Origin of the sequence: Buttiauxella ferragutiae, from assembly GCF_022637515.1 — a bacterium.
Classification (GTDB): domain Bacteria; phylum Pseudomonadota; class Gammaproteobacteria; order Enterobacterales; family Enterobacteriaceae; genus Buttiauxella; species Buttiauxella ferragutiae.
In genome coordinates, this window is the sequence record NZ_CP093332.1 from 946,670 (window position 1) to 963,034 (window position 16,365).

The window sequence follows — 16,365 nt, forward strand, 5'->3', positions numbered from 1 at the left end:
GTCAGGAACATTTTTGAACAACGCTTGCGTTGGCCACGAAGTGGTTCGGCACAGGGATGTGCCGAATAACCGAGTCGCGAACGACCCCGAATGTTGGGTGAAAAACGGTGTTTACCGCGTTAGCGGCGATTGATTTGCCGGGCGCCTGGATTATCAAGGGGTTGGCGTTAACCCCTTGATACGTTCACCGTTTTGGGGATTAAAGAGATAACTGAATGCACGGGTGAACGGAAAATCAGCGAGGCTTACAGATCTCACCCTGACAAGATTGCCAGGGTGAGTTGTGTATAAGAGACTGCGGACTGAGAGGGGAATTTCAGATTACGGTGCCGGGTAAGTATAAATCCGGTTCACCGCTTCTAACTCTTCAAGAACATCTTCACTTAAATCCAGATGCAGGCTTTCAAGGTTGGTTTTCAACTGCTCAAGCGTAGTTGCGCCCAACAGTGTGCTGGCAACAAATGGTTGGCGGCGAACAAAAGCCAAAGCCATTTGGGCGGGATCCAGATTGTGTCGTTTAGCGACATCGACATAAGCCGCAACTGCATGCTGAGTTTGTTCACCGCTGTAGCGTGTGAAACGACTAAACAGTGTGTGGCGCGCACCTGCAGGTTTGGCTCCGTTGAGATATTTCCCGGTCAGTGTGCCGAACCCCAGGCAGGAATAGGCCAGCAGCTCAACACCTTCACGCTGAGTGATCTCCGCCAGCCCCACTTCAAAGCTGCGGTTTACCAGACTGTACGGGTTTTGGATGGTGACAATGCGCGGTAAATCATGTTTTTCAGCCAGTTGCAGGTAACGCATAACGCCCCACGGCGTTTCGTTGGATACACCGATGTAGCGGATTTTCCCGGCACGCTGGAACTCAGTCAGTGCTTCCAGGGTTTCAAGCAATGTGACCGGCACTGCGTTATCGGTCCACGTATAACCCAGCTTGCCAAAGCAGTTGGTGGCGCGTTGCGGCCAGTGAACTTGATAGAGATCGATATAGTCGGTTTGCAGACGCTTCAGGCTGGCATCCAGCGCATCACGAATGTTCCTGCGATCCAGCATTTGGTTTGGGCGAATGCCAACATCATTATTGCGGCTCGGGCCGCTGACCTTGGTGGCAATGATCAGCTTCTCGCGATTCGCGCGCTGCTTTAGCCAGTTACCGACATAGGTCTCTGTTAACCCTTGTGTCTCCGGGCGTGGCGGGACAGGGTACATTTCTGCGACATCAATCAGGTTAACGCCCTGGTGTACTGCGTAATCAAGCTGTGCATGTGCGTCGGCTTCGCTGTTTTGCTCACCAAACGTCATGGTTCCCAACCCTAGCGTACTTATTTCAAGGGAGCTGTGGGGGATACGGTGATATTGCATAGCCGCTTTCCTTATTCTTATGTCTTATCGGTCAGGCGAGCGCCCGACAAAAAATGGACTATAAACATGGCAGAGGGGGAGCAAAAGCGGAAGAGGGTAAGTGAAGAAAAAGTGTTACAGGCCAGCGAGGCGCTGACCTTTAAAGGCTGTATTTTCTAGCGTTCAATGATTTGTGAAACATCATCGCGATTAATTTGCATCTCGTTGCCTTGCTGATCGCGATAGCTGACTAAGCCTGTGTCGTCATCGACTTTGGGTTTACCGTCAGTCAGGATCATACGGCCATCTTTGGTCGCCATCACGTAATCACTGCTACAACCGGAAACCGCAAATGCCAGACCGACAGCGGAAATAAGAACTGCCCATTTTTTCATCGTTATTCGCCTCGTGTGGTTTGGTATGACCTATACAGTCTAGTAATAACTCGACTAGCCAGAGATGATAAGCAGTAAATTCTTAAAAGAAACAGAAGGGAAGCGAGAATCTGGGGGGCAAGCCAAATAAATCTACAACGAGAAATGATTAGCTAGCAGAGCCGCTGTAAAGTTCTTTTTTAGATAAAAACCGCGTGGTAACGTCAGAATTGGTGCGCCGTCGGCACCCACCGCATCAGTTAACGCTTTACTGTTGGCAGCTTTCGGACGCAACTGCAGCACTTCACCATGGCGGGCAGTGATACGTTCGACCTGGCCCAGCACAATTAAATCCATCAACTCTTCCCAATCCAAACGTAGCTGCCGCTCTTCCTCTGCTGAAGGTGCCCACAATAATGGTGAGCCGATATGCCTTTCCGCCAGCGGAATTTGCCGCTCTCCTTCAACAGGGATCCACAGCACGCGTTTTAGCTTGTGGCGCACATGGCTGGTTTCCCAAACCACGCCAGTATTGCCGGTGAGTGGGGCAACACAAACAAAAGTGGTTTCCAGTGGGCGACCGAGTCTATCAACCGGGATCGTTTTTAATTCGATACCTAGTGCTGCGAAATCTTGCTCGGGTTTGCTCCCAGCACTGGCACCCAGCCACAATTCAAGTAGAACTCCGATCCAACCTTTGTCACGTTTCAGATCTTTAGGGATCGGCAAATCGGCTAACGTCGCCAATTCACCCAGCGTATATCCCGCGAGTTTCTGGGCTTGAGCCAGTAAAATCTGTTCGTTTTCTGGAGGGTTAAGTAAAGGACGAAGTGCTTCCATTGTGCCTGATTGCCGATCGGTTAAAAAATGAACGTGGTTTACCCACAAGATGGAAATAGTTTAGCGTGTCGGGGGTAAGAATGGCAATGTACTGATTTTGAATCATTTTTATCGTCAAAAAGGAGATGTTTTGGATTCTGTAAAAACCTTTTCCCATTCTGGTCACTGGCAATGAACAGGATCTTACACTGGGTTATCCACAGAAAAATGGGATAACTGGTAAAAAAGCTCACTACTGGTTCGATTTACAGCCTTGACTGGGGGGTAAAACCCATTTTTTCACCAGTTTGTGACTAACTTGTTGGCACAATCTGTGGATAAAAACGTCATTGGTCGATCTTTCATCAGTGTGAGATTCTGGCATGTGATGATCATCACACTTCCTGGGTGTAAGTTGATTTATCATTGGTTATCTAACTGAAATTTATGTTTTTTTTATTTATGAAAATCACGATGAATTTAGACTTATCCTAAGTTGTCCCGAGAGTATCAGGTAGTTCTTCACAGTTATATCCACAGAAAAAGTGAATAAACCCCATGCTCCAAACTGGCTAATGTTTATAACTCGGTCATATTTTGTGAGTTATTCAATTGTTATTCCTTCTTGCAACCGTTACACAGTGGTTTACCGTCTAGCGCTTGTATGAAACAATCGCCCTAATCTAAGTTTGTTTTGAGGTAGTCCGGTGATCGATGATGATGGCTACCGCCCGAATGTTGGTATCGTAATCTGTAATCGGCAGGGTCAAGTGATGTGGGCCAGGCGTTTTGGTCAACATTCCTGGCAGTTTCCGCAAGGTGGCATCAATCCTGGCGAATCCCCGGAACAGGCAATGTACCGGGAGCTTTTCGAGGAAGTGGGGTTACAGCGAAAAGATGTCCGAATACTCGCCTCGACCCGAAACTGGTTACGTTACAAGTTACCTAAACGTTTGGTGCGTTGGGACACAAAGCCGGTTTGTATCGGCCAGAAACAAAAATGGTTTCTCTTGCAGTTGATCAGCAGCGATAACGATATCAATATGCAAACCAGTAGTACCCCAGAGTTTGATGGCTGGCGTTGGGTTAGCTATTGGTATCCGGTTCGTCAGGTTGTCTCCTTTAAACGCGATGTTTATCGTCGGGTGATGAAAGAGTTTGCCAGCGTCGTAATGCCGCTGCAGGAAGTTGCGCCACCACGTAATAACGCGCCTGCCTGGCGACGTAAAAGAGGTTAAGTCACGCGAAAAATGCTCACCCGTTTGCGAGAAATAGTCGAGAAGGTTGCCAGCGCTCCGCGCCTCAATGAGGCGCTGGATATTCTGGTTACAGATATCTGCCTTGCGATGGACACCGAGGTATGCTCGGTTTATCTCGCAGATCATGACCGGCGTTGCTTTTACCTGATGGCGACGCGCGGCCTTAAAAAGCCGCGTGGTCGCACCATAACACTCGCATTTGATGAAGGCATTGTCGGGTTGGTCGGGCGCCTTGCTGAGCCGATAAACCTTGCTGATGCGCAAAAACACCCGAGCTTTAAATATGTTCCCGCAGTAAAAGAGGAACGTTTTCGAGCCTTCCTTGGGGTGCCAATCATCCAACGACGCCAGTTATTGGGTGTGCTGGTGGTGCAACAACGTGAGCACCGGCAATATGATGAAAGCGAGGAGTCCTTCCTCGTCACACTCGCCACACAAATGGCCGCCATCCTCTCTCAATCACAGTTAGCCGCCTTATTCGGCCAGTACCGCCAGACACGTATTCGGGCATTGCCTGCATCGCCGGGCGTGGCGATTGCTGAGGGCTGGATGGATTCGACGCTCCCGTTAATGGAGCAAGTTTCTGAAGCGTCGACACTGGATACTACGCTTGAGCGAGAGCGCCTTACTGCCGCACTGGAAGAGGCGTCTAACGAGTTTCGCCGCTACAGCAAACGCTTTGCAGCTGGGGCTCAGAAAGAAACGGCAGCTATCTTTGATCTCTATTCGCACCTGTTAACCGATGCCCGGCTTCGTCGAGAATTATTCGAAGAAGTGGACAAAGGCTCGGTTGCGGAATGGGCAGTTAAAAAAGTTATCGAAAAGTTTGCGGAGCAATTCGCAAGCCTGACTGACGGCTACTTAAAAGAACGTGCAGGCGACCTGCGTACCCTCGGCCAACGATTGTTGTTCCATCTCGATGACACCATTCAGAGTGCGAACACGTGGCCTGAACGCTTTGTCTTAGTGGCTGATGAGTTATCCGCAACCACGCTCGCCGAGTTGCCGCAAAACCGCCTGGTTGGTGTGGTGGTGCGCGACGGTGCGGCGAACTCCCATGCCGCCATCATGGTACGTGCGTTGGGCATCCCAACAGTTATGGGGGCGGATATTCAGCCTTCGGTATTGCATCGCCGTACTTTAATTGTCGATGGCTACCGTGGTGAATTGTTGGTTGACCCGGAAACGGTGCTGTTGCAGGAATACCAGCGCCTCATTACCGAAGAGAACGAACTTACCCGCCTGGTAGAGGATGACGTTGATAGCCCGGCAGCGCTGAAAAGCGGTGAGCGTGTCCAGGTGATGTTGAATGCAGGTCTGAGCCCTGAACATGAACAACTGCTTGGCAGCCGCATTGATGGCATTGGTCTGTATCGCACCGAAATCCCGTTCATGTTGCAAAGTGGTTTTCCATCGGAAGAAGAGCAAGTCGCCCAGTATCAGGGGATGTTGCAAATGTTTAACGATAAGCCCGTCACGCTGCGAACGCTTGATGTGGGGGCGGATAAACAATTGCCATACATGCCAATCAGTGAGGAGAACCCGTGTCTTGGCTGGCGTGGGATACGCATCACGCTTGACCAGCCCGAAATTTTCCTGGTGCAAGTGCGAGCTATGCTGCGTGCCAATGCTGCCACTGGCAACCTGAGTATTCTGTTGCCGATGATTACCAGCATCGATGAAATAGACGAAGCGCGTCGTCTGATAGACCGCGCTGGGCGCGAAGTAGAAGAAGTACTGGGTTATGAATTACCAAAACTGCGTATTGGCATCATGGTGGAAGTCCCATCAATGGTGTTCATGCTGGGCCATCTTGCCAGCCGGGTTGACTTCATCTCTGTCGGTACTAATGACCTGACGCAATATTTACTGGCCGTTGACCGTAACAATACCCGCGTCGCAAGTCTGTATGACAGCCTGCATCCGGCTATGCTGCGCGCATTGAATCACATTGCCAAAGAAGCTGAACGTCACGGCATCGATCTCTGTCTGTGCGGTGAAATGGCCGGCGACCCAATGTGTGTTGCGCTGTTGGTTGGCATGGGTTATCGCCATTTGTCGATGAACGGCCGTTCAGTGGCTCGTGTTAAATATTTGCTGCGCCACATTAGTCTGGAAGAGGTGCAATTGCTGTCACAGCGTAGTCTTGAGGCTCAGCTAGCGACAGAAGTGCGCCACCAGGTCGCGTCTTTCATGGAGCGTCGTGGTATGGGCGGTTTGATTCGCGGCGGGCGCTAAGGCGCCTGTCGTTTCCTTTCACTTCTGGTATTACATATCTTTTACAACTTCCGCGACTTAACCCTGGTGCCCTTTGTGCTATGATCCGCTGCTTTCGGAGCGCATCCGCACAGATGCGTACTTGCAACCCATCGTCGGCTTTCGGTGGGGTAACAATGGTTTGTGGTGACAGATGAATAGTGGCTATCTGCATTTCCCTGAATTTGACCCAGTGATTTTTTCCATTGGGCCAGTCTCTTTGCACTGGTATGGCGTGATGTACCTGGTCGGCTTCGTGTTCGCCATGTGGCTTGCTGGCCGCCGTGCCAATAAACCAGGCAGCGGTTGGACGAAAGATGAAGTCGAAAACCTGCTGTATGCTGGCTTCCTGGGGGTATTCCTCGGTGGGCGCCTTGGTTATGTGTTCTTCTACAACCTGCCTACTTTTCTTGCCGATCCACTGTACCTGTTTAAAGTCTGGGATGGCGGCATGTCCTTCCATGGCGGGTTGGTCGGTGTTATCTGCGTAATGATTTGGTTTGCGCGCCGCACCAAGCGTTCATTCTTCCAGGTTGCTGATTTTATCGCACCGCTGATTCCATTTGGCCTGGGTGCGGGTCGCCTTGGCAACTTCATCAACGGCGAACTCTGGGGCCGCGTCGATCCGAGCTTCAAGTGGGCCATGTTATTCCCGGGTTCTCGCAGTGAAGATATTGGCCTGCTGGCGACACACCCGGAATGGCAGTCGTTGTTTAACACCTACGGTGTCTTGCCACGCCATCCTTCCCAGCTTTACGAAATGGTTCTGGAAGGTATCGTACTGTTCATTATCTTGAACCTGTATATCCGCAAGCCACGCCCGATGGGAGCCGTTTCCGGCTTGTTCCTGATTGGCTACGGTGCATTCCGTATTATCGTTGAATTCTTCCGCCAGCCAGATGCGCAGTTTACCGGTGCGTGGGTTCAGTACATCAGCATGGGGCAAATCCTCTCGATTCCGATGATTGTGGCCGGTGTGATTATGATGGTTTGGGCGTATCGTCGCCGTCCACAGCAACAGCTTTCGTGAGGAAACATGCAACAATATCTTGATTTGATGAAACATGTGCTGGAAAACGGCACACCAAAAGATGACCGTACCGGCACGGGTACGTTGTCGGTTTTCGGTCATCAAATGCGCTTCAATTTGCAAGATGGTTTCCCTCTGGTTACCACTAAACGCTGCCATTTACGCTCCATCATTCATGAACTGCTGTGGTTCCTGAAAGGCGATACCAACGTTGCCTATTTGCACGAAAACAACGTCTCCATCTGGGACGAATGGGCAGATGAAAATGGCGATCTTGGCCCTGTGTATGGCAAGCAATGGCGCTCATGGGCAACCCCTGATGGCCGCCATATCGACCAGTTAACCACCGTGATTAACCAGCTTAAAAACGACCCAGATTCGCGCCGCATTATTGTTTCGGCGTGGAATGTGGGTGAACTGGATAAAATGGCGTTAGCTCCGTGCCATGCGTTCTTCCAGTTCTACGTGGCTGACGGCAAACTTTCTTGCCAGCTCTACCAGCGCTCGTGCGACATTTTCCTGGGTCTGCCGTTTAATATCGCCAGTTATGCTTTGCTGGTGCATATGATGGCGCAGCAATGTGGCCTTGAAGTGGGGGATTTTGTCTGGACGGGCGGTGATACGCACCTGTACAGCAACCACCTTGAGCAAACTCGCCTGCAATTAACACGTGAGCCGCGAGCACTGCCAAAACTGGTAATCAAACGTAAACCTGAATCTTTGTTTGACTACCGTTTCGAAGATTTCGACATTGAAGGCTACGATCCGCACCCAGCGATCAAAGCTCCTGTCGCTATCTAACGAGTCATAGCCTGCCATAACCGGTGCCATTTGTGCGCCGGTTTTTTTTGCCTGTGCAATGGTATTGCGAGCCTCCTTCCAGCACTTCTGCAACCTAAAGCAACCACCAATCTTTCCTTCGAGAAGCCTCGAGAATCAAACGTTTGCCAGTAGCCAGGAATTTTATGGCTGGCACACTGCCGCCATGAAAACAAAACAGTACGGATTTAGCCTGATAGAAATGATGGTGGTGATGGCCATTGTCGTGATGCTTAGCGCGGGCGGAATGTACGGCTGGCAACAATGGCAACAACAGCAGCGCATGTGGATAACCATCCAACAAATTCGTCATTTATTCGAACAGCTGCGCAGTGATGCCTCCTGGCATAATCGTGACCATTTACTCACGGTGAATCGTCACGGGAAAACGTGGTGCCTGTCCAGCAAGCTCATTGAAGCAACCCAATGCCTGTCTGCATGGCGGTGGCGGTTGGTTCAACCTTTTGCTGATGTCGATATTACCGAAGTAACAGCAGGGCTTGGATTTTATGGCATCAGAAGTACCGCCTGGCCGGGCCACGTTACGTTGCAAAGCGCGACAGGAAAATGGCGCGTGGTGCTCTCAGCTCAGGGGCGGATCCGGGTGTGTGACGTGACAGGGAGTAACAAATGCAGCTAAACCAGCAGGGATTTACCTTACTTGAAACGCTCATCGCGATGGCTTTAAGTAGCATTGTCTTGCTGGGGGCTGGCCGTTTATTTCCGGTGCTCCAACGCGCGGTATTACAACAATATCAAAAAGAAACAGTGCAAGAATCGCTGTGGCAACTGGCGTTTAGTTTGGGGAAACAGCTACAGCGGGCGGGTTATTGCCACGGAAATTGTACGGGGCAGGGGCTGGTGCTGAGCAAAGGGGGAGAATGCGTTTTGTTGCAATGGGATAGCAACAGCAACGGACGTTGGGAACCTGCTAGTCATGCACAAACAGAACAGACAGGTTTTCGGCTCAATGGTACTGACCTGGAAGCTTTACGCGGAGCGACTCGTTGCGAAGGTTCTGGCTGGGAAAAATTATCCGATCCAGCCACGATGGTGATACAGAAATTTACTGTTACCCGTTTGGCACGCCAGGCCATGTCATCTCTGTTGATTATCGATCTCGCTGCAGCCTCCAAAAGTGGTCGAAATCCAGTGTCTCTGCGTCATATAGTCGTGGGGTATAACCAGTGAACAAGCGGTTCGAACGGGGTAACGTCACCCTCGGGTTTGTCCTGTTACTGTTCGCTTTGGGGATGCTAATACTGAGCGGATTACAGCAGCAGTTAAGCCACCAAAAATTTCTGGTCGCCAGTGAGGTCGGTTTTCTTAAACAATATGCCAGTGCTGTCTCGGCTCAATCCTGGGGGAGTCAGTTATCGTGGCAACCACAGCAATCCTGGCATTGCCAGCAACAGACCGAAAACGGCTGGAAAGCCTGTGTGCGAATGCAAGAAAAAAATGAAGCTGTTATGGCGGCATTCGGTATTGTCTCTGGGCAAAAAACGCCACTGATTCTTTGGGAATGGGGAATACTGGTCAACTCACGCTGGTCAGCAGTGCCGCATGGCTGGCTGGATTTCTGCCCGTTTGATGAGGTGACACGATGCCAGCTTCCCCAATGAAATCATTACAGCGAGGCTTTAGCCTGGTGGAAGTGCTTTGTGCTATGGCATTGTTTTCTGTGGTGATGTTGGCTTTACTTGGTTATCACCGGGTGTTGCAGCAGGGTTTTCAGTCTCAGTGGCAATTCCGACAACTTTGGCGGCTTGCGGTGGAAATGAGTGAACCAGAATCGCCCTTACCAACTGATGAATGGAAAGTCAGTCGGCAGCAGACATCCACGGCTGGATGTGTCAGCATCGACGTTACGATTAAGAGTCCGGCAGGGCGAACTGGGCAGTTGTCACAGTTACATTGCCTGAAGAAAGAGAAAAGTCAGGAGTAGCGATTCTATGTTGCGTGTTTACCATTCCAACCAGCTGGATGTGCTTGAAGCAATTATGGAATTTATTGTGGAACAGCGACCCTTGCCAGATCCCTTCGAGCCCGAAGTGGTATTGGTACAAAGTACTGGTATGGCGCAATGGCTACAAATGACGCTGGCGCAAAAATTCGGTATCGCGGCAAACATCAGCTTCCCGCTTCCGGCGAGCTTTATATGGGATATGTTTGTGCGCGTGCTGCCAAATATCCCTGAGCAAAGTGCATTCAACAAACAAAGCATGAGCTGGAAGTTAATGACGCTCATCCCGACAATGCTGGAACAGAGCGAGTTTGCCCTGCTTAAACAGTATCTTGAAGAAGATGACAACGGTCGAAAACTCTCTCAGCTAGCTTCAAGAATTGCTGACCTTTATGACCAGTATTTAGTTTATCGCCCAGATTGGCTAAGCCAGTGGGAAAAGGGAGAACTTGTCGACAATGTGGGCGAAGCTCAATTGTGGCAGGCTCCGTTATGGGCGGCTTTGGTGCGCCATACGCAAGAACTTGGGCAACAAGAATGGCACCGTGCCAATCTGTATCAACGTTTTATTAAGGCTCTTGAATCTGCCAGCGAATGCCCGCCAGGTTTGCCATCCCGGGTCTTTATTTGTGGGATTTCAGCGTTACCACCTGTTTACCTTCAGGCGCTGCAAGCCCTGGGTAAACACATTGATGTGCACTTGCTGTTTACCAACCCTTGCCGCTATTACTGGGGCGATATTAAAGACCCGTCTTATCTTGCCAGGCTTATCAGCCGTCGCCGTCGCAAACACACTCAGGAAGACATTACGCTGCCACTTTTTAAAGACAGCAATACGGCTTCTGCACTGTTCAACGACGACGGTGAGCAAGATATTGGCAACCCATTACTGGCCTCGTGGGGGAAATTAGGGCGAGACTACACATACTTGTTGGCCGAGCTGCAGCATTTCGAAGAAATAGACGTTTTTGTCGATATCAAACCTAATAACCTGCTGCGTAATTTGCAGTTCGATTTGCTTGAGTTACAAAACAATGCGGTCACAGGACTTACCGTCGAAGAGTTTGAACACAGTCATAAGAAACGTGTCCTTGCTCAAGAAGACCATTCCGTCACCTTCCACGAGTGCCATAGCCCGCAACGCGAAGTAGAAGTGTTGCATGATCAATTGTTGAAGATGCTGGATGCTGATCCAACGTTGACACCGCGCGATATCATCGTGATGGTGGCTGATATCGACAGCTACAGCCCGTTTATCCAGGCCGTATTCGGTAATGCCACAGGCGAACGTCGTTTGCCATTTGCGATTTCTGACCGGCGGGCAAGACAAGCTCACCCGGCGCTACAAGCATTTATATCCTTACTTTCACTACCTGACAGCCGCTTTGCCGCACAGGATGTTCTTGCTCTGCTTGAAGTTCCCGCACTGGCTGCCCGTTTCTCCATTAATGAAGAAGGGCTGCGTTATTTACGCCTGTGGGTGAATGAATCAGGTATCCGTTGGGGTATTGATGACGACAACGTTCGTGAATTAGATCTTCCGGCTACCGGGCAACATACCTGGCGCTTTGGTTTAACGCGCATGTTGCTGGGTTATGCAATGGATAGCCAGGCGGGTGAGTGGCAGTCGATCCTTCCTTATGATGAATCGAGTGGCTTAATCGCTGAACTCGTAGGGCAACTGGCTGAGCTGTTAATGCAGCTGAACATTTGGCGGCGCGAGTTATCTGTGGCGCGTCCATTGGCAGAATGGACGACCGTTTGCCGTGACATGTTGGCGAGCTTCTTCCTGCCTGATACCGAAACAGAAGGTGCTCTGGCGCTGATTGAACAGCAGTGGCAAGACATCATCAAATATGGTCTTGAGTCGCATTATCAGGAAAGCATCTCCTTAATTTTATTAAGAGAGGAGCTGGCGCAGCGGCTAGATCAAGAGCGTATTAGCCAACGTTTTCTGGCTGGGCCGATTAACTTCTGCACCTTGATGCCGATGCGTTCTATCCCGTTCAAAGTGGTGTGCTTGCTTGGCATGAATGACGGGGTGTACCCACGCGCGTTGGCACCACTTGGCTTTGATTTAATGAGTCAGAAGCCTCAGCGCGGCGACCGTAGCCGCAGGGATGACGATCGGTACTTGTTCCTCGAGGCACTTAACTCAGCACAATTGCGCTTCTATATCAGTTATATCGGGCGCTCTATTCAGGACAACAGTCAGCGCTATCCTTCTGTATTAGTTGATGAACTCCTGGATTACATCGCCCAAAGCCATTGCTTGCCGCAAGACACTGAACGAACCTGCGATGACAGCAGTGAGCGTGTGAAAAAACATCTGGTTCAGCAGCATAACCGTACCCCATTTGAGGCGGGGAATTTTATCCCTGGTCTATCGGCACAAAGCTATGCCAGGGAATGGTTGCCTGCCGCCAGCGAGCAAGGGGAAGCACAGGTTCCGTTTATTCAGTCATTACAAGAAGTTGTTCATGACGTCATCACTCTGGATCAACTACAACGTTTCTGGCGACATCCGGTGCGTGCCTTTTTCCAGATGCGTTTGGGTATCAATTTCCGTCTTGAAGAAACTGACCTCCCTGATGCGGAACCTTTCACATTAGATAGCCTTGAACGCTTCCAGATGAACCAGGAATTACTGAATACGCTGGTTCAGGAAGATGACACTCAGCAATTATTCCGCCGCTACCGGGCTGCTGGCCTCTTGCCATATGGCGCTTTTGGCGAAATTTTATGGGAAAGCCAGTTAACAGAAATGGAAGAACTGGCGCAAAAAGTGAGAGCCGAGCGGCAAAATGGCAACAGCCAGGAAGTGTCGCTGCTCATCGATGGAACAAGCCTGGAAGGCTGGCTGTCGGATGTGCAGGAAGACGGCCTGCTGCGCTGGCGGCCATCAATCCTCAACCCAGCACATGGTTTGCAATTGTGGATTGAGCATGTGGTTTGGTGTGCGATGGGAGGGAGTGGTGAAAGCCGTTTGTTCGGGCGGGATTCGACCGAGTGGAAGTTCCCCTCACTTGATGTTGAGCAGGCAAAAAACTATCTCCAGCAACTTATTGATGGTTATCGGAAAGGGTTAACGCAACCGCTACTCCTCCTCCCAATTAGTGGGGGGGCGTGGATAAAAGCCTGTTACGAACCGGCGAATGATGCCATTTTATGGGACGAGCAAACGCAACAGAAAGCCAAAAGTAAGCTATTGGCCGCCTGGGAAGGGAATCAGAGAGTCGAAGGTGAAGGGGCCGATATGTGGCTACAACGCTTGTATCGAACGCTGGAACCTGACTACTACGAAGCCATCATTACCGAGGCTGAGCGTTACTTGCTGCCGCTGTATCGTTTTAACAAAGCATAAAGTCCAGTATAAAAATTGCACAATTTCGTGGGTTCATCTATGATGCGCAACTTGCTCAGGATTGGCGAAAAAAGCATCAATTAAAATAACAAATTTGTTTGAAAATTGTTAATGATGAGTGAGTTATACCTTTTGTACTGTAGATCACAGGCATACATAGCATGTGAAGTATGACGGGTATAGGAAGTTTCGTGATTATGAGGTTCGTGAATGCCTAGATGTAGCACCTGGTTAAAACCGCTTTTCTTGTTAGTCGCTCTTTGGGCACCATTAAGTCAGGCAGACACGGGTTGGCAACCCATCCAGGAAACTATCCGTAAAAGTGAGAAAGACACTCGTCAATATCAGGCTGTACGTCTTGATAACGGTATGACGGTTCTGCTGGTATCCGATCCGCAAGCCGTTAAATCATTGTCTGCGTTAGTGGTTCCGGTTGGATCCTTAGAAGATCCCGACGACCATCTTGGCCTGGCTCACTATCTTGAACATATGACGCTGATGGGCTCTAAAAAGTATCCCGAGCCGGATAGCCTGTCAGAGTTTCTCAAAAAGCATGGTGGCAGCCATAACGCCAGCACCGCAACTTACCGCACCGCGTTTTACCTTGAAGTGGAAAACGATGCGCTAGAAGGGGCGGTCGATCGTTTGTCTGATGCTATCGCTGAGCCAAACCTCGCCCCAGAATATGCTGAACGTGAACGCAATGCGGTCAATGCCGAGCTGACTTTAGCCCGTGCTCGTGACGGTATGCGCATGGCGCAAGTCAGTGCCGAAACCATTAACCCTGCCCACCCTGGCTCACGTTTTTCCGGTGGTAATCTGGAAACTCTGCGCGACAAACCTGGCAGCAAGTTGCTGGATGCGCTGGTGGCTTTCCGTGATAAATATTATTCCGCAAACCTGATGAAAGCGGTTATTTACAGCAATAAGCCATTGCCTGAATTGGCAAAGATTGCTGTGGAAACCTATGGACGGGTGCCGAATAAAAATATCGAACGGCCGAGCATTGACGTGCCCGTCGTGACAGACGCACAAAAAGGCATAGTGATTCACTACGTGCCGGCATTGCCGCGCAAAGTGGTACGAGTTGAATTCCGAATCGACAACAATAGCGATAAATTCCGCAGCAAAACCGATGAATTGATTGGCTATTTGATTGGCGTCCGTAGCAACAACACCCTCTCTGATTGGCTGCAAAAGCAAGGTCTTGCAGACAGTATTCGTGCCGACTCCGATCCTATAGTTAACGGCAATAGCGGCGTGTTCGCCATTTCCGTGTCATTGACGGATAAAGGTCTTGCCCAACGTGATGAAGTTGTGGCGGCTATTTTCAGCTATTTAAATCAATTGCGTGAAAATGGTGTCGATAAAAGCTATTTCGATGAGCTTTCCCATGTGTTGGATCTCGACTTCCGTTATCCGTCAATTAGCCGCGATATGGATTACGTGGAATGGTTAGCTGACACCATGCTGCGCGTTCCGGTTGAACATACGCTGGATGCCGTAAATATTGCCGATCAATACGACCCGGCAGCCATCAAGGCTCGGCTGGATATGATGACGCCACAGAATGCGCGCATCTGGTATATCAGCCCGAAAGAGCCACATAACAAAACCGCTTATTTTGTTGAAGCGCCTTATCAGGTCGATAAAATTACCCCACAAGTATTCAGCGACTGGCAGCAAAAAACCGCGGCAATTAAGCTGGAATTGCCTCAGTTGAACCCGTACATACCGGACGATTTTACGTTGGTTAAACCAGAAAAAACCTACGCTCACCCAGAGCTGTTGGTGAAAGAGCCTGGTTTACGCGTGCTGTATATGCCAAGCCACTATTTTGCCAGCGAGCCTAAAGCTAATGTGACGATGGTGCTGCGTAATCCACAGGCCATGGACAGCGCGAAAAATCAGGTGCTATTTGCCCTGAATGACTATCTGGCGGGAATTGCCCTGGATCAGTTAAGCAACCAGGCTGCGGTGGGGGGCATTGGTTTCTCAACCAACGCTAACAGTGGTTTGATGGTGAATGCCAATGGCTACACCCAACGTTTACCGCAGCTTTTTGAAGCGCTGTTAAAGGGTTACTTCTCCTATACACCGACCCAGGAACAACTGGATCAGGCGAAGTCGTGGTATACCCAAATGATGGATTCGGCAGACAAAGGCAAAGCTTACGATCAGGCTATTATGCCGGTGCAAATGGTGTCGCAGGTGCCTTATTTCCAACGTGAAGTTCGCCGTGCGCTGTTGCCAGAGCTGACCTTGAAAGATGTGCTTGATTACCGTGACGCCTTAAAAACCAATGCGAAACCTGAGTTTTTAGTGCTGGGTAACATGTCTCCTGAGCAGGCAAAAGAGCTGGCGCATAACGTACAAAGCCAGCTTGCCACCAAAGGAAATGAATGGTGCCGCAATAAGGACGTGCTGGTGGATAAACAACATTTAGCGATGTTCGAAAAGGCGGGTAGCAGCACGGATTCAGCGCTGGCGGCGATTTACGTGCCGAAAGGTTATGATGAAACCGTAAGTACCGCTTACAGCTCAATGTTAGGGCAAATTATTCAGCCGTGGTTCTACAACCAGTTACGCACTCAGGAGCAGTTGGGTTACGCAGTGTTCGCCTTCCCGATGTCGGTTGGGCGTCAATGGGGGGTTGGTTTCTTGCTGCAAAGTAACGACAAACAACCTGCATATCTGTACCAACGTTTTAAGGCGTTTTACCCAACAGCCGAGCAAAAGCTGCGTAGCATGAGTCCTGAGGATTTTGCGCAAATTCAGCAGGGCATGATCAGTGAAATTATGCAGGCACCGCAAACCTTGTCTCAGGAAGCTTCGCAACTGAGCAAAGATTTCGATCGCGGAAACCTGGACTTTGATTCGCGTGATAAAGTAGTCGCCGAAATTAAAAAGCTGACTCCGCAGAAACTGGCTGATTTCTTCCACCAGGCCGTGATTGAGCCGCAAGGAATGGCAATTTTGTCGCAAATTTCTGGCAGCAACAATGGCAAGGCAGAGTACGCCGCTCCGGAAGGATGGAAAACCTGGAAGGAGGTCAGCGGGTTGCAACAGTCGTTGCCGCTCGTAGAATCTAAGTGATATACCCGTCATCCTTCAAGCTGCAGGGTGTTGGCTGCACTCAC

At 50.2% G+C, this 16,365-nt stretch carries 13 protein-coding genes; 10 read left to right on the plus strand and 3 right to left on the minus strand.

All coding sequences use genetic code 11. From position 1 onward, the window contains the following. Nucleotides 1-321: 321 nt before the first annotated feature. The 3 genes from MNO13_RS04290 to mutH all read right to left on the minus strand — a co-directional run bounded on the left by MNO13_RS04290 (nt 322) and on the right by mutH (nt 2,555). Complete coding sequence (locus tag MNO13_RS04290; RefSeq protein ID WP_064543788.1) at nt 322-1,362, minus strand: NADP(H)-dependent aldo-keto reductase; 1,041 nt, start codon at nt 1,360-1,362, stop codon at nt 322-324. A 155-nt stretch (nt 1,363-1,517) separates the two neighbouring features. Continuing rightward, nucleotides 1,518-1,736 carry a YgdI/YgdR family lipoprotein gene (locus tag MNO13_RS04295; protein ID WP_064543789.1) on the minus strand — a complete coding sequence of 73 codons (219 nt, stop codon included), beginning with the start codon at nt 1,734-1,736 and terminating at the stop codon, nt 1,518-1,520. A gap of 132 nt (nt 1,737-1,868) precedes the next feature. Further along, nucleotides 1,869-2,555: a DNA mismatch repair endonuclease MutH gene (gene mutH, locus MNO13_RS04300; protein WP_064543791.1), complete on the minus strand. Its 687-nt coding sequence runs from the start codon at nt 2,553-2,555 to the stop codon at nt 1,869-1,871. Between the two features lie 686 nt (nt 2,556-3,241). Here mutH and rppH point away from each other — a divergent pair. From rppH to ptrA, 10 genes are all read left to right on the plus strand, one after another. Then, nucleotides 3,242-3,772, plus strand: coding sequence for an RNA pyrophosphohydrolase (gene rppH / locus MNO13_RS04305; RefSeq protein WP_034457550.1), 531 nt, complete (start codon nt 3,242-3,244; stop codon nt 3,770-3,772). Between the two features lie 12 nt (nt 3,773-3,784). Beyond that, nucleotides 3,785-6,031, plus strand: a complete 2,247-nt coding sequence (gene ptsP / locus MNO13_RS04310; RefSeq protein WP_064543797.1) for a phosphoenolpyruvate--protein phosphotransferase — start codon at nt 3,785-3,787, stop codon at nt 6,029-6,031. A 172-nt stretch (nt 6,032-6,203) separates the two neighbouring features. Then, a complete protein-coding gene (gene lgt / locus MNO13_RS04315; RefSeq protein ID WP_064543799.1) occupies nt 6,204-7,079 on the plus strand; it encodes a prolipoprotein diacylglyceryl transferase in 876 nt (291 codons plus the stop codon). Between the two features lie 6 nt (nt 7,080-7,085). After that, nucleotides 7,086-7,880 carry a thymidylate synthase gene (thyA, locus tag MNO13_RS04320; protein WP_064543801.1) on the plus strand — a complete coding sequence of 265 codons (795 nt, stop codon included), beginning with the start codon at nt 7,086-7,088 and terminating at the stop codon, nt 7,878-7,880. 184 nt (nt 7,881-8,064) lie between these two features. Then, nucleotides 8,065-8,538 carry a prepilin peptidase-dependent protein gene (locus MNO13_RS04325; RefSeq protein ID WP_241939573.1) on the plus strand — a complete coding sequence of 158 codons (474 nt, stop codon included), beginning with the start codon at nt 8,065-8,067 and terminating at the stop codon, nt 8,536-8,538. Beyond that, nucleotides 8,529-9,089 carry a prepilin peptidase-dependent protein gene (locus MNO13_RS04330; protein WP_064543805.1) on the plus strand — a complete coding sequence of 187 codons (561 nt, stop codon included), beginning with the start codon at nt 8,529-8,531 and terminating at the stop codon, nt 9,087-9,089. Before MNO13_RS04325 ends, MNO13_RS04330 begins: the two co-directional genes overlap by 10 nt. Then, the gene (locus tag MNO13_RS04335) at nt 9,086-9,520 is read left to right on the plus strand and encodes a YgdB family protein (RefSeq protein ID WP_133523170.1); all 435 of its coding nucleotides are present in this window, start codon (nt 9,086-9,088) and stop codon (nt 9,518-9,520) included. Before MNO13_RS04330 ends, MNO13_RS04335 begins: the two co-directional genes overlap by 4 nt. After that, nucleotides 9,502-9,843 carry a prepilin-type N-terminal cleavage/methylation domain-containing protein gene (locus MNO13_RS04340; RefSeq protein WP_064543808.1) on the plus strand — a complete coding sequence of 114 codons (342 nt, stop codon included), beginning with the start codon at nt 9,502-9,504 and terminating at the stop codon, nt 9,841-9,843. The genes MNO13_RS04335 and MNO13_RS04340 overlap by 19 nt, the downstream gene beginning before the upstream one ends. Nucleotides 9,844-9,850: 7 nt before the next feature. After that, on the plus strand, nt 9,851-13,225 hold the full coding sequence (gene recC / locus MNO13_RS04345; RefSeq protein ID WP_241939574.1) for an exodeoxyribonuclease V subunit gamma: 3,375 nt from the start codon (nt 9,851-9,853) through the stop codon (nt 13,223-13,225). Nucleotides 13,226-13,435: 210 nt separating this feature from the next. Continuing rightward, entirely contained in the window at nt 13,436-16,321 is a 2,886-nt protein-coding gene (ptrA, locus tag MNO13_RS04350) for a pitrilysin (protein ID WP_064543812.1), read from the plus strand. The last annotated feature ends 44 nt before the right edge of the window (nt 16,322-16,365 follow it).

What these genes read in the sequence shown, in the direction of transcription:
- MNO13_RS04290 (WP_064543788.1), bottom strand. Translation starts at nt 1,362, where the DNA reads ATGCAATATCACCGTATCCCCCACAGCTCCCTTGAAATAAGTACGCTA.
- MNO13_RS04295 (WP_064543789.1), bottom strand. Translation starts at nt 1,736, where the DNA reads ATGAAAAAATGGGCAGTTCTTATTTCCGCTGTCGGTCTGGCATTTGCG.
- mutH (WP_064543791.1), bottom strand. Translation starts at nt 2,555, where the DNA reads ATGGAAGCACTTCGTCCTTTACTTAACCCTCCAGAAAACGAACAGATT.
- ptsP (WP_064543797.1), top strand. Translation starts at nt 3,785, where the DNA reads ATGCTCACCCGTTTGCGAGAAATAGTCGAGAAGGTTGCCAGCGCTCCG.
- lgt (WP_064543799.1), top strand. Translation starts at nt 6,204, where the DNA reads ATGAATAGTGGCTATCTGCATTTCCCTGAATTTGACCCAGTGATTTTT.
- thyA (WP_064543801.1), top strand. Translation starts at nt 7,086, where the DNA reads ATGCAACAATATCTTGATTTGATGAAACATGTGCTGGAAAACGGCACA.
- MNO13_RS04325 (WP_241939573.1), top strand. Translation starts at nt 8,065, where the DNA reads ATGAAAACAAAACAGTACGGATTTAGCCTGATAGAAATGATGGTGGTG.
- MNO13_RS04330 (WP_064543805.1), top strand. Translation starts at nt 8,529, where the DNA reads ATGCAGCTAAACCAGCAGGGATTTACCTTACTTGAAACGCTCATCGCG.
- MNO13_RS04340 (WP_064543808.1), top strand. Translation starts at nt 9,502, where the DNA reads ATGCCAGCTTCCCCAATGAAATCATTACAGCGAGGCTTTAGCCTGGTG.
- recC (WP_241939574.1), top strand. Translation starts at nt 9,851, where the DNA reads ATGTTGCGTGTTTACCATTCCAACCAGCTGGATGTGCTTGAAGCAATT.
- ptrA (WP_064543812.1), top strand. Translation starts at nt 13,436, where the DNA reads ATGCCTAGATGTAGCACCTGGTTAAAACCGCTTTTCTTGTTAGTCGCT.